The sequence below is a fragment of the Pseudophaeobacter profundi genome (genome assembly GCF_029697505.1).
Classification (GTDB): domain Bacteria; phylum Pseudomonadota; class Alphaproteobacteria; order Rhodobacterales; family Rhodobacteraceae; genus Pseudophaeobacter; species Pseudophaeobacter profundi.
On the sequence record NZ_JARJEF010000007.1, the window covers coordinates 37,081 to 50,404 of the forward strand.

A 13,324-nucleotide genomic window follows, 5' to 3' on the forward strand; every position below is an offset into this window, starting at 1 on the left:
TCACACGATCCCAACGCGCGCCCCAAAGACGACATGGTGAGCTTACTTCAGGGCAGCGGCAAACTCGGCCAGAAGCTTATGTTTCAGAATTTTCCCGGTCGGCGCCGCCGGCAGGCTCTCGCTTAGCACGATCTGCGAGGGGCATTTGTAGCCTGCCAGCTGGGCACGCACGAATTGCATCAGATCCGTCACCTCTGGTCGATCATCCGGACTGATCTGCACAAAGGCCAGGACCTCTTCGTCGCTTTTGGTGGGGCGTCCCACCACCGCGGACTGCACCACCTGCGGATGGGCATTCAGCGCCGCCTCGACCTCTGGCGGAAAGACATTAAAGCCACCGTGAATGATCAGCTCTTTGCAGCGTCCCTCAATATGCAGAAAGCCTTTTTCATCCAGTCGTCCCAGATCACCACTGCTCAGCCAGCCATCGGCATCCAGCACTCGCGCGGTTTCCTCGGCGTTGCGGTAATAGCCCAGCATGACATTGGCACCGCGCATCTGCACCTCGCCGATACCATCGCCGCCGCCCGGCACCTCTTCGTCGATCCGCAACTCGACTCCGGGCAGCGGTGGCCCAACAGAGATATCGGGATCCCCCAAGATGCTGTTCTTGGTCGCACAAACACCAGCAGTGGCCTCGGTCATGCCATAGCCATTCTGCAGCGCAACACCGTAAAAACTCTCGGCCCGACGCTTCCAGTCCGGGTCCAGCGGCGCCGCCCCGGAAGAGACATATTGCAACACCGGGCTATCAAGGCGTTCCAACCCCTGCTCTTTGGCGAATTGCATCACCAGCGCGTGCATCTGCGGTACCGCAGCCAGCCGCGTCACCCCACGGCGCAACGCCGCATAGAGCTTGGCCGCAGAAAACCGCGCCTCAAGCCAGACCTCTGCCCCGGAGTAGAGCGCGGCGGTCATCACCGAAGCCAGCCCAAAGACATGGGTCATCGGCAAGACGCCATAAATTACATCCCCCGGCACCATATCGCGCAGTTCAACCGACGACCGGCCGCCAAACAGCAGGTTGCCATGGGTCAGCATCACCCCCTTGGGGGCACCTGTTGTGCCAGTGGTATAGAGCAGAACTGCAACCTCTTCCGGGGCAACGCCATCGTCAGCGCCCTGCGCATCGGCGGGCCTCCTGCCGGTGAGATTCGCCATATGCAGCGCGCCAAAGCCCCCGGAAATCGGCACTGCCTGCAGGCGGTCAGCATGGCTCTGGGCGGCGCCTTCAATCTGCGTGGTGATCAGCACCAGCGCCGGACGGGCGTGATCGATAATCCGGTCAACTTCGCCCGCGCTCATCCGGGCATTGACCGGAACCGCAACCGCACCGCACTGCGAGGTCGCCATCAAGCCGGCCACGGTGGCGCAGCAATTTTCCGACAGCACCATCACCCGGTCACCGGGGACAACCCCAGCGCCCTTGAATAGATCGCCAAGCTCAGCCACGGCGGCGGCCAGGTCGCCATAGCTCCAGCTCAGGCCCAGACTGTCAGAAAAAGCCGCAGCTTCAGGGCGGGTTGCCGCCTGCGCCGCCAAAAGATCGTGCCATCGCTTCATCACCGCTTCTCCCCATCGGTTTTGATTTACAGGTCCTTGTTTCGCGCCATTATTCTGGCGGGAAGCGAGGTTTTCGTTTTTCCAGAAAGGCTGCGATACCCTCGCCGGCCTCTGCCGCACCGGCGGCCTGGGCCATTGCGTTTCTCTCTGCATCCAGCTGCGCCGCCTCGCTTGCCTCATAGGCGTCAGACACCAGATGCCGAATGGCACGCTGCGCGGCGGGCGGGCCCTCAGCCAGTTGATCGGCCAGGCCATGGGCCGCAGCAAGCACAGCCCCCGCTGGCACCACCAGGTTTACCGCACCCAGATCCGCCATCTGCTGCGCTGTAACCGGACGCGCCAGAAGGCACATTTCCATAGCCAGCGGACGCGGCAAGCTGCGCGCCAGAGCAGAGGTCAAACCGCCATCCGGCACTAGCCCGGCCTTGACATAGGCCGCGGTGAACTTTGCGCCTTCGGCCGCGACGATCAAATCCGCAGCCAGGGCCAAGGAGACACCTGCGCCAGCAGCGCCGCCCTCTACCGCCGCGATTACCGGCACCGGGGCTGCGCGCAATCCGCGGATCAGCCCATGCAGCTGCTCCACCTTGTCGCGGCGTTCTCCCTCGCTCAGCCCGCGCCGTTCGATCAGGACGTTGAGATCACCGCCTGCGCAGAAAAAGCCCCCCTCGCAGGTCAACAGAATGGCGCGGATACGCGGTTCTTTGGCCAGATCAATCGCCGCCGCAATGGCTTCATACAGATCCGGCGACAGCGCCCCACGGCGGGCAGCGTTCATATTGACGACAACCGCGCGGTCGCCCTGATCTTCAAGCCGGGCCAAGGGGCTCATCTCTTGATCCTCTTGAATACACCGGTGGCTGTGGCCAAGAGCTGACCCTCGGCATCCACCAATTCGCCAAGGACATGCGCGATAGAGGCCCCGCCCCCCGTCACCCGTGCAGTGGCGCTGACCCGGCCCGCCCGTGCCGCCGCCACATAGGACAGCGTCAACGAGACCGTCACCAGCGGCGCGTGGTTTTTCGGGTCAAAGAACTGCGAGGCGGTATTGCCGCATACCACATCCAGAACCGTCGCCACGATACCGCCATGCAGGATGCCATGGCGATTCAGGTGCGGCGGTTCCAGATCCAGCGTGACAAGGCAACTGCCATCGCGCCGGTCGATGGTTGTCTTATATCCCACCAGTTGCTGGACACCGGGGTCTTCGATCTGCAAGAAATGCTCCGGGTCGGCCTGCGCCGCCCCGGTTTCAGGCAGCCCGGATTCAGGCGGCACAGTGGTCAATGAACCGCTCCAGCTGGGTATCGGTATCGCCGAACCGATGATCCGCCATCACGATGCGCTTGGCGATATGGGCCAGCTCATACTCTTCGGTCATGGCAATACCACCATGCAGCTGGATGCTCTCCTCTGCCACCAGACGCCCGGCGCGGCCAATCAGGTTGCGGGCAGCGGCAATCTGCAGCGCCTGTTCCTTTGGGCTGGCGTCCAGATGGCCTGCCGCATTGATCACCGCCGAACGCGCCTGTTCCAGCTCGATCAGCAGGGTTGCCATGCGATGTTGCAGCGCCTGAAAGCTGCCAATCGGGCGGCCAAACTGTTGCCGGGTCAGCAGGTATTCACGGGTCAGGGCGGTCGCGGTTTCCATCGCACCAAGCGTTTCTGCCGCCAAGGCCACCTCGGCGCGCATCATGGCACGATGCAGCGCCGGATAGGCCGCCCCAGCCGCGCCCAACCGCGCAGAGGCAGGCAGGCGCAGATCATCAAGATCCAGCTCAGCCGCACGCCCCCACGCCAACAGCGGATAGCCGCGCAACGACAGGCCTGCGGTGTCACGCGGCACCAGGAACAAAGAGATGCCGTCCTGCGCGTCCACAGCGCCGCTTTCGCGGGCAGACACCAGCAAATAATCCGCAGCTTCGGCGTTGACCACCACAGCCTTGCGACCGTTGAGGATGATTTCATCCTCGGCGACCTGCGCCGTGGTTTCCACCTGTGACAGGTCATAACGACTGTTGGGTTCCCCATGGGCCAGCGCCAGATGCAGCGCGCCGCCAATCACGTCTTCAACCAACTCTTTTTGGGGGTCATTCCCCAGTTCTGCAATCAGACCACCGCCAAGGATGGCACTGTCGAGCAGCGGTTCAACCACGCCTGCGCGCCCCAGTTCTTCGAACACGGTAGTCAGATCAAAGCCCGCGCCACCAAAGCCGCCGTCGGCCTCGCTGAACAGCGCGCCGATGACGCCCAGTTCAGCCAGTTTGGTCCAGATTTCTGCGTCAAAGCCCAGCTTGTTGTCGCTCTCACCCAATCGGGTGCTGGCGCGCAGCGCCTCTTGGTTGTCACGCAGAAAACGGCGCAGCGTGTCCTGCAGCATCTGGCGTTCGTCGGTCAGATCGAAGTTCATGCCCCGCCTCCCAGTTTGACTTTGGCGATGATGTTTTTCTGGATCTCGTTAGAGCCCCCAAAGATCGAGAGCTTACGATTGTTAAAATACTGCGGCGCGGCGGCGGCGCTGCCCTCTGGGCCCATTGCAGGTTCATTGCCGCCTTCCAGGGCTTCTGAGACGAAGGGCAGCGCATAGGCACCCGCGGCGCGGCGGGCCAGATCGTTTATTTCCTGGCGAATTTCCGTACCCTTCACCTTAAGCATCGAACTCTCGACGCCTGGCGCCTGTCCGGCAGCCGCCCGCGAGATAATCCGCAGGTTGGTGGTGGACATCGCCATAAGATCGATCTCGGCCCGTGCAACACGGGCGGCAAAATGTGCATTTTCGATCAGGGGGCGGCCCCGATGCATCTGGCTGCGCGCCATGCGTTTCACCGCGTCCAGGCCCGCCCGGCTAAAGCCCACGCCGGCGATATTGGTGCGTTCGTGGGTCAACAGATATTTGGCGTAGGTCCAGCCTTTGTTTTCTTCGCCCACCAGATTTTCAACCGGCACTTTGACATCCGTGAACCAGACTTCGTTCACCTCATGGGTGCCATCCAGCAGGATGATCGGGCGCACTTCAATGCCAGGGGTGTCCATATCAATCAGCAGAAAGGAAATGCCGGATTGCTGCTTGGCATCGGGATCGGTTCGCACCAGGCAGAAGATCCAATTCGCGTATTGGCCCAGGGTGGTCCAGGTTTTCTGACCATTGACCACATAGTGATCGCCGTTGCGCACTGCGCGGGTTTTCAGGCTGGCCAGATCAGAACCTGCACCTGGTTCAGAATAGCCCTGGCACCACCAGTCTTCGCCCGACAGGATGCGCGGCAGGTAGTGGTCCTGCTGCGCCTTGGAGCCGAATTTCTGCAACACGGGTGCCAACATCGACAGACCAAAAGGCACAATGCGCGGTGCATTTGCACGGCAGCACTCTTCCTCAAAGATGTGGCGCTGGACAGCGTTCCATTCGCAACCGCCAAATTCCTTTGGCCAATTGGGGGCGAGCCAGCCCTGATCGTTGAGGATCGCATGCCATTTTTCATGCCCCTCTTTGCCCAGTTCTTTGCCGTTGCGCATGGCATCGGCCATCTCTGCTGGCAGCTTTTGTGCCAGGAAGTCCTGCACTTCTCTGCGAAATGCCTGCTCTTCGGCAGAATAATTCAGATCCATTTGGTGCTTCCTCCCAGAAAGCCACCCCTGGATTTTGATCCAGAGGAGCGCCCAGACGTCTCTTCGTGGTGACGTTTGGGCGCATTTTGTTGATTGATGAGCGAAATCAGTAGATCTCGAACAGGCCAGCAGCCCCCATGCCACCGCCGATGCACATGGTCACCACGCCAAGCTTGGCGCCGCGACGTCGGCCTTCACGCAGGATATGACCCGTCATGCGCGCCCCCGTCATGCCAAAGGGGTGGCCGATCGCGATAGAACCGCCATTCACGTTGCATTTGGCGTCATCAATCCCAAGACGGTTGCGGCAATACAGCGCCTGGCTGGCAAAGGCCTCGTTGAGTTCCCAGATGTCGATGTCATCCACTGTCAGACCATGCCGTTCCAGCAGACGGGGCACGGCGAATACCGGGCCGATGCCCATCTCGTCGGGTTCGCAGCCCGCAACCGCAAAGCCCTTGAAGGCACCCATGGCTTCGATCCCGCGCTGCTCTGCCTCTTTGGAATCCATCAACACCACCGCAGCGGCACCATCGGATAGCTGGCTGGCATTGCCAGCGGTGATGAAGTTTCCTTCACCGCGTACCGGGGCCAGGCCCGACAGCCCGTCCAGCGTGGTGCCGGGGCGATTGCATTCATCCCGGTCCACCAGCGCCTCTTTCATCGAGATCTCGCCGGTTTCCTTGTCCTTGACCGCCATGGTGGTGGTCACTGGAATGATTTCATCATCAAACAGCCCCGCCGATTGCGCCGCAGCAATCCGCTGCTGGCTGCGCAGCCCATAGGCATCCTGATCTTCGCGGCTGATACCGTAGCGCTGTGCCACGACATCGGCGGTTTCGATCATGGTCATATAGACCTCTGGCTTATGCTCTAGCAGCCAGCTTTCATGCGCTGATCGGGCTTTGGGCTGCACCATAGAGATGCTCTCGACGCCGCCCGCAACCATCGGGCCGGCCCCTTCGCAAATGATCTGCTGCGCTGCCAGAGCAATGGACTGCAACCCCGAAGAGCAAAACCGGTTCACCGTCATGCCCGAAGTGGTCACCGGCAGCCCGGCGCGCAGCGCAATCTGGCGCGCAATATTAGCGCCGGTTTCGGCTTCGGGCGTGCCACAGCCGATGATGCAGTCTTCAATCTCGGCCCCCTCAATGCCGGCACGGGCAACGGCTGCTTCGACCGCAGCGCCGCCCATGGTGGCCCCATGGGTCATGTTGAACGACCCGCGAAAGGATTTGGCCAGCCCGGTGCGGGCGGCAGAGACAATAACGACTTGTTTCATTAGCTGTTTTCCTTGTTGAGATCGTCAAATGTGCGACCCTCTGCCACCAGTTTTTCCAACAATGGTGCGGGCTCCCAGAAGTAGGGATCCACCTCGGCCCCTTCGGTGATTGTGGCAAGAATTTTGTCCAGTCCCTGCATATCGGCCCATTTCAGCGGCCCGCCGCGATAGCGCGGGAACCCATAGCCAAACAGCAAGGTCATATCGACATCCAGCGGACGGCGCGCGATGCCTTCGCCCAGCACCTTGGCTGCCTCATTCACCATGGCCGCCATATAGCGGGTGACGATTTCCTCGTCGCTAAAGGCGCGCGGAGTAATGCCTTTTTCTGCGCGTTCCGCCGCGATCAGGTCGATGATTTCAGGATTAGGCGTGCCACCGCGTTTGCCAGCCTCATAGACATAGTAGCCTTTGCCAGTCTTCTGACCAAAGTGCCCGGCTTCGCAGACCTTATCCATATAATTGCTGTCGCGGTCGCGTGGATCCATGCCCTCGGCCCGTTTGCGTTTGCGCACCGCCCAACCGATATCCAGCCCCGCCAGATCGGCCACCGCAAATGGCCCCATAGCAAAACCAAAATCGGTCAGCGCCTTGTCGATCTGATAGGGAGAAGCCCCATCCAGCACCATATGATCCGCCGCCTTGCGATAGGTGGCCAGGATACGGTTGCCGATAAAGCCATCGCAAACGCCGGCCCGTACCGAGATCTTTTTCAGCCGCTGCCCCAGGGCAAAGCCCGTGGCGACCACATCCAGCGCGGTCTTATCCGCGACCACGACTTCCAACAGCTTCATCACATGCGCGGGCGAGAAGAAGTGCAGCCCGATCACATCTTCGGGACGCGAAGTGCAGGCGGCGATTTCATTCACATCCAGATAGGATGTGTTGGACGCCAGGATCGCGCCCTTCTTGCAGACCTCATCCAGCTTGGTGAAGACCTGCTTTTTGACGCTCATCTCTTCAAAGACCGCCTCAATCACCAGATCGACCTCGCTCAGCGCGCTATAGTCGGTGGCCAGGGTCAGCGCCTCTTCGGTCAACTGGGTGAACTGCGCCTCAGAGATTTTGCCGCGCTTCAACGCACCCTGCAGGTTGCCACTGATACGCCCCTTGGCGGCCTCTGCCGCCTCGGCAGTCATCTCCAGCATCACGACAGACAGGCCAGCCAGCAGCGCAGCAGTGGCGATGCCCGCCCCCATGGTGCCGCCGCCGATCACGCCGATGGCGGCCAGATCACGCGGCTCGACGCCCTTCAGCTCGGGCAGCTTGCTGACCGCGCGCTCTGAAAAGAAGGCATGGATCAGCCCTTCGCGCTGGTCTGAATTCATCAGCTGCATGAACAATTCACGCTCGCACTTCAGCCCCTCCTGCAGAGAGCTGGACTCTGCTGCCGCCTGCACGGCACGCACGCAGGTCGCAGGCGACAACTGGCCCCGGCCCTTTTTCAGCGTTGCCTCATAGACCGCATCAAAATCAATGGCCTGCGGCGCGGGCAATTCCCCCACAGCGCGTCGGGGCGCGCCCTGATCCAGCAGGTCCTGCGCATAGGCCAGGCCAACCTCGCGTGGCTCTCCCTCGGCAATCTTGTCGATGATCCCCATGGCAAGCGCCTCTTTGGCCCCCACCTGACGTCCGGATGTAATCATCTCCAGCGCGGCTTCGGTTCCCGCCACACGGGGCAAGCGCTGCGTACCACCCGCGCCTGGCAGAATACCCAGATGCACCTCGGGCAGCCCCATTTTCGCCGATGGAACAGCAACTCGATAGTGTGACGACAGCGCCACCTCTAGCCCGCCCCCCAGGGCAGTCCCATGCAGCGCCGAGACCACCATCAAGGGCGAGGCCTCGATGCGGTTGCACAGATCGGGCAAAAAGATCCCCCGCGGTGGCGCGCCAAATTCACGAATATCAGCGCCGGCAAAATAGGTGCGGCCCTCACCATAGATCAAAACCGCCTTGGCCCCCTCTTTTTCAGCCCGTTCGATTCCTGCGAGCAGGCCTTCGCGAATATCAAAACCCAGCGCATTCACCGGTGGGTTCTGTGCTTTCAAAACGGCGATCTCTCCGACGCGTTCATAGCCGATGGCATCTGTCATTCGAATTCCTTTTCTCCCGTTGGGCTCCAGCGCAGCCGCCCGGTTAGCCCCTGTGTTTCGTCAATCTCAGCATAAGCCATGTCTTAGCGCAAAGTCCCAGCGCAAAGCGCCGATGCAGAACCTCACGTCACAGGCAGTACATCCACCAAGGGCGATGATGGCTCCTTGAAAATTCCACAATGCGGAAATCTATTCCACAAATTTCCACTTACCTTAGGCAAGAGCCTTCATAGGATCAAGCCATAAACAATCCAGACGACCTAGCGGAATTCCCACCCCAGACAGCCGCATCAACCGACAGCCACAGATCAAGAAAAGGGGCACCTGCCCGTGCAGATGCCCCCTTCAGATATTTCAGCTGCCCAACCCGATCCGGCCAACCCAGTCCAGTCCGCCCCAGTCAAGCGTCGGCGCGTGACACCGGCACGCGATGCCAGCCCCCACTGATCGACTGCACCTATAGCTCCGCCTTGATGACCCCGCTTGCCACCCATGCGTCAAAAACCTCTAGCACTTTGTCACAAAACGCGGCGTCATTGATGTGACAGTCCAGTGGGTACAGGTCGACACTATCGGGGCAGACAGCGCGAATCTCTGCGCAAAACGCCGCAAGCCCCGCCGCATCCTGCAGGTCTCCTCCGGGGCGATCCCACTCATTGCAGCCCCGTTCAGGCAAAATCAGTGCCACCGGTGCCACCGCCTCTGACAACTTGTCACAGATCGAACGCGCCACCGCCCGGCGTTCCGGCCCATCCAGTACTGCGGAAGACAGCAACCGGTTATGGGCATGGGTCGGGCGGCCCTCCAGCGCGCTCGGCACCCCCTGCCAGCCAACGAAATCAACCAGATCATAACACCCCGGCGCCACCAATTGCGGCGTACCGACCCGGCCCGCATGGGTCAGGCGATCCGCCCCCGCCGACAGCCCGCCAAACAAATGGTTTGAAACCTCCTGCGGCGCAAAATCCAACACCGCAGCAAAGGCACCCTCGCCTGCAAGACTCTCAAAGGCGCGCCCCCCCATGCCGGTGGCGTGAAATACCGCAACCTCAAACCCCCGCGCCTCCAGCGCGGGCTTCAGCTGCACCATATACCGCAGCACGGTCTTGCCAAAAGAGGTCATCCCAATCAGTGGCCGCTGCCGCCGTGGCGCCTCAACTGCACGCGCCGCCCCCAAGATCGCCCCAGCGGCTTGGCTCAGTGCCGCCCTGCATATCGAATTCAACCCATACAGCCCACCAGCCCAAAGGATCATCTGCACATCCGCCGGGATCCGGTCCGGCGGCATCAAGGGCGAAAAGGCAACGGTAGAAACCACATATTTCGGCACCCCAACAGGCAGCGCCGCGCAGAGATCCAGCGCCAGATCGGTGCCCATGGTCCCCCCCAGCACCACCACCCCATCAATGCGCCCGTCCAGATGCAACTGACGTGCCTTGGCAGCCGCTCCCGCCCCCATGATCTGCATCGCGATATTTTCGTCGCCACTCGCGATCGCCGCCTCAATGGTACTGCCTCCGGCACGAGCCACTTCATGCTTGCTCACATCCACCGGGCGCCGCGGACTCCCCAGAACGCTCACATCCATCGACAAAACGGCACCACCCTGGCCACGAATAACCTCTGCCAGATACCACAGCTCATCCTCTTTGGTATCATAGGTGCCGACCACCAATATGGTCTTTTCAACCGTCATCGCTCACTCCCCCCTGCGGCCCCTGGCGCCGCCCATTTCATCTTGCTCCAAATACCTCCGCCGGAGGCCACAGGTTTTGCAGGGCAAAACCTGTTCACAGCATCCCCTACAACTGGATCCAGGCGGTTTTGAGATCCAGGTATTTGTCCAGGGCATGCAGGGATTTGTCATGCCCATTGCCCGATTGGCCAACCCCGCCCAGCGGTACGGTATTATCCGCACCGCCATAGGTATTCACATGCACCACGCCGGCCCGGATGCCCGCGACCATGCGATGGGCCCGCGACAGATCCGCCGTCCAAACCCCCGCCGCCAGACCAAAGTCAGTGGCATTGGCCAGACTCAAGGCCTCCGCTTCGCTGTCAAAGCTGCTCACCGACAGGACCGGGCCAAAGACCTCGCGCTGAAACAGGGCGTGATCGCGTGCAACGCCCGTCACAACTGTTGGCGCCATATAGCTGCCGCCCGTCTCGGCCAAGATCCGCGCGCCACCGGTGATCACCCGCCCCCCTTCAGCGCGGGCCATATCCATGAAGGACAGGTTGCGCCGCAGCTGCTCTTCGGAATTCACCGCGCCGATCTGCGTGCCCAGATCCAGCGGATCCCCGACCCGCAGCGCCTCTGCCTCAGCCGCCAGCCGCGCAACAAACTCATCATGTATCGAGGCCGCCACCAAGAGCCGCGCCCCGGCGACGCAGACCTGGCCGGAATTGCGAAAAATCCCCATGGCCGAAACTTTGGCCGCCTTGCCCAGATCCGGTGCATCGGCAAAAATGATATTGGGGGATTTGCCACCCAGCTCCAGATAACAGCGTTTCAGATTGGATCGCGCCGAGGCCTCCAGCAGCTTGCGCCCTGTCCCGCCCGAACCGGTAAAGGCCAGGACATCAACCCCCATCGATTCTGCCAGCGCCGCGCCCGTCTCTGCGCCCCTGCCGGTGACCACGTTGAACACCCCATCCGGCAAACCGCACTCGACACAGATCTCCGCCAGCCGCAACAACGTCAGCGAAGCTGTCTCGGCCGGTTTCAGCACCACCGAATTGCCCATGGCCAGGGCGGGTGCCAACTTCCAGGCGCCAATCATCAGCGGAAAGTTCCAGGGCACAATCGCCCCCACCACGCCAACCGGCACCCGATGTACCAACCCCAGGACATCCGATGCCGTGGGGGCCACTTCTCCCGCAATCTTGTCCAGGGCCTCGGCGTAGTAGCGAAAGGTCCCGGCGGCCGATCCCGGTTCCGCCTTCAGGGCCATGTTGAATTCGGTGCCATTGTCGCGTACCCCCAGGACGGCCAGCTCAACCGCCTCGGCTTCGATACGCTCGGCGATCCGGTACAGAACCTTCTTGCGTGCAGCGGGGGACTGCCCCGCCCAACGACGATCATCATAGGCACGGCGCGCCGAGGCGACCGCCTTTTCGACATCCGCCGCAGAAGCACCCTCCAGCGTGGTTAGAACAGCCCCCTCAATCGGCGAAGTAACTTCGAGTGGCGTGCCCGAACCTCTTTGCCACGATCCTTCAAGAAAGAGTTTTTGCGGCGCGACATCAGCTGCCCGAAGCTGGTTGATGCGGTTTTGGTCTGCCATTCGGCCTCCTTTAGCTCCTTGCGATCCCGCCAGACGCGCAGCAGGTGGCTTGCAAGAACCAAGATGATGATGATGAAAAGAATGAATGATATCGGTCGATTGATGAAATCAAGCGGCTCTTTGACCCGGGCCATACCAGCCCGTAGCTTGACCTCCATTATGCCACCCAGCACCATCCCCAGAATGATTGGAACCGCCGGCAGCGACAGCCGTTTGAGGATAAAGCCAAAGATGCCGAACCCCGCCGCAATCAGGCAATCCGTGGCTGAATTGCGCAGCGAATAGACGCCAACAAAGCTCAGGGTCAGAATGCACACCCCAAGGAACCGATTGGGGATTTTCACCACCTGCACCAGCGACCGGGTGGCAAAAAGCAGGAAGACAAGCACCAGAACATTCAGCACCAGCAGCGCCAGATAAAGCGCCACGACGAAATCCATGTCGTTCTGAAACAGCGCCGGCCCCGGCACCACGTTGTGCACATAAAAGACGCTTAGCATCATTGCCGTCAGCGCCTCGCCCGGGATGCCCAGCGCCAAGAGCGGCACCATGGCTGCCGCCGGCACGGCGTTGTTGGCGGTTTCCGCCGCGATCAACCCCTCGGAAGAGCCATGGCCAAAATCCTGCGGCCGCTTAGAGGTTTTCTGCGCGTAGGTATAGGACATGAACTGGGCGGTGAACTCTCCGACACCTGGAATCATCCCCATCAAGACGCCAAAGCTGGCTGAAACGGCGGTGACACGCGGATGGCGCGCCAGTTCGCGCAGCCCCTGGAACATGCCGCCGCGTAGCTTGTTCAGATGTACTTTTTCGTCTTCATCCATCAGCAAGACAAAGGCCTGGCTTAGGGCAAAAAGCCCCAGAACCACCACGATCAGATTGACGCCACTGCCCAGGAAATCCTGCCCGAAGGTATAGCGTTGGGTGTATTTCACCGGCTCCATGCCGACCGAGTTCAAAAAGATCCCCAGACAGGCCAGTGCGCCGGCAATCAACGCCTGGCCACGATGTGCCACCACCACCAGAAGCAGGCCTAGCAGGGCGGCGAGAAAGATTTCACGACTGCCAAACATCGGCGCCACCTTGGCCAGAACCGGGGCAAACAGGATCAGGCAGATGACGGAGAAGACACCGCCAAAAAAGCTGGCCGAATAGGCAAGGCTCAGGGCGCGGCGTGGCTCTCCGCGGGCGGTCATTGGATAGCCATCATAGGTGGTCAGCGCATTGACCGCCGTACCCGGCGTATTGATCAGAATCGCAGGGATTGCACCGCCGTACATCGACGAGCCGTAGATCCCCAACAGCACCGTCAGCCCGACGATAGGATCCATCGAAAAGGTCGCGGGCAACAAAATGGCAATCGCCACAGCCGGGCCAACACCGGGGATCGCCCCGATCAAGACCCCGCCTACCGATCCGGCAAGCAGCGCCAGCGCCACGTCCCAGCGCATCAGGATGTCAATCGCAGAGAGGAGAAGATCCATCGAACA

At 61.2% G+C, this 13,324-nt stretch carries 10 protein-coding genes; all 10 read right to left on the bottom strand.

What is annotated here, in order from left to right:
* Nucleotides 1-42: 42 nt before the first annotated feature.
* The 10 genes from P2081_RS12300 to P2081_RS12345 all read right to left on the bottom strand — a co-directional run bounded on the left by P2081_RS12300 (nt 43) and on the right by P2081_RS12345 (nt 13,318).
* On the bottom strand, nt 43-1,563 hold the full coding sequence (locus P2081_RS12300; RefSeq protein ID WP_278923168.1) for a class I adenylate-forming enzyme family protein: 1,521 nt from the start codon (nt 1,561-1,563) through the stop codon (nt 43-45).
* 49 nt (nt 1,564-1,612) lie between these two features.
* Nucleotides 1,613-2,395, bottom strand: coding sequence for an oxepin-CoA hydrolase, alternative type (locus P2081_RS12305; protein WP_278923169.1), 783 nt, complete (start codon nt 2,393-2,395; stop codon nt 1,613-1,615).
* The gene (locus P2081_RS12310) at nt 2,392-2,850 is read right to left on the bottom strand and encodes a PaaI family thioesterase (RefSeq protein ID WP_438826535.1); all 459 of its coding nucleotides are present in this window, start codon (nt 2,848-2,850) and stop codon (nt 2,392-2,394) included. Before P2081_RS12310 ends, P2081_RS12305 begins: the two co-directional genes overlap by 4 nt.
* The gene (locus tag P2081_RS12315) at nt 2,831-3,973 is read right to left on the bottom strand and encodes an acyl-CoA dehydrogenase family protein (protein ID WP_278923170.1); all 1,143 of its coding nucleotides are present in this window, start codon (nt 3,971-3,973) and stop codon (nt 2,831-2,833) included. The genes P2081_RS12310 and P2081_RS12315 overlap by 20 nt, the downstream gene beginning before the upstream one ends.
* Nucleotides 3,970-5,169 (bottom strand): acyl-CoA dehydrogenase family protein, encoded by a 1,200-nt coding sequence (locus P2081_RS12320; RefSeq protein ID WP_278923171.1) that lies wholly within the window; start codon nt 5,167-5,169, stop codon nt 3,970-3,972. Before P2081_RS12320 ends, P2081_RS12315 begins: the two co-directional genes overlap by 4 nt.
* A 106-nt stretch (nt 5,170-5,275) precedes the next feature.
* The gene (locus P2081_RS12325) at nt 5,276-6,451 is read right to left on the bottom strand and encodes an acetyl-CoA C-acyltransferase (protein WP_278923172.1); all 1,176 of its coding nucleotides are present in this window, start codon (nt 6,449-6,451) and stop codon (nt 5,276-5,278) included.
* Nucleotides 6,451-8,547, bottom strand: coding sequence for an FAD-dependent oxidoreductase (locus P2081_RS12330; RefSeq protein WP_278923173.1), 2,097 nt, complete (start codon nt 8,545-8,547; stop codon nt 6,451-6,453). Before P2081_RS12330 ends, P2081_RS12325 begins: the two co-directional genes overlap by 1 nt.
* A gap of 457 nt (nt 8,548-9,004) precedes the next feature.
* Entirely contained in the window at nt 9,005-10,243 is a 1,239-nt protein-coding gene (locus P2081_RS12335) for a Tm-1-like ATP-binding domain-containing protein (RefSeq protein WP_278923174.1), read from the bottom strand.
* A gap of 106 nt (nt 10,244-10,349) precedes the next feature.
* A complete protein-coding gene (locus tag P2081_RS12340; RefSeq protein WP_278923354.1) occupies nt 10,350-11,816 on the bottom strand; it encodes an aldehyde dehydrogenase family protein in 1,467 nt (488 codons plus the stop codon).
* Nucleotides 11,699-13,318, bottom strand: a complete 1,620-nt coding sequence (locus P2081_RS12345) for a tripartite tricarboxylate transporter permease (RefSeq protein WP_278923175.1) — start codon at nt 13,316-13,318, stop codon at nt 11,699-11,701. Before P2081_RS12345 ends, P2081_RS12340 begins: the two co-directional genes overlap by 118 nt.
* Nucleotides 13,319-13,324 lie beyond the last annotated feature (6 nt).

What these genes read in the sequence shown, in the direction of transcription:
- P2081_RS12300 (WP_278923168.1), bottom strand. Translation starts at nt 1,563, where the DNA reads ATGAAGCGATGGCACGATCTTTTGGCGGCGCAGGCGGCAACCCGCCCT.
- P2081_RS12305 (WP_278923169.1), bottom strand. Translation starts at nt 2,395, where the DNA reads ATGAGCCCCTTGGCCCGGCTTGAAGATCAGGGCGACCGCGCGGTTGTC.
- P2081_RS12315 (WP_278923170.1), bottom strand. Translation starts at nt 3,973, where the DNA reads ATGAACTTCGATCTGACCGACGAACGCCAGATGCTGCAGGACACGCTG.
- P2081_RS12320 (WP_278923171.1), bottom strand. Translation starts at nt 5,169, where the DNA reads ATGGATCTGAATTATTCTGCCGAAGAGCAGGCATTTCGCAGAGAAGTG.
- P2081_RS12325 (WP_278923172.1), bottom strand. Translation starts at nt 6,451, where the DNA reads ATGAAACAAGTCGTTATTGTCTCTGCCGCCCGCACCGGGCTGGCCAAA.
- P2081_RS12330 (WP_278923173.1), bottom strand. Translation starts at nt 8,547, where the DNA reads ATGACAGATGCCATCGGCTATGAACGCGTCGGAGAGATCGCCGTTTTG.
- P2081_RS12335 (WP_278923174.1), bottom strand. Translation starts at nt 10,243, where the DNA reads ATGACGGTTGAAAAGACCATATTGGTGGTCGGCACCTATGATACCAAA.
- P2081_RS12345 (WP_278923175.1), bottom strand. Translation starts at nt 13,318, where the DNA reads ATGGATCTTCTCCTCTCTGCGATTGACATCCTGATGCGCTGGGACGTG.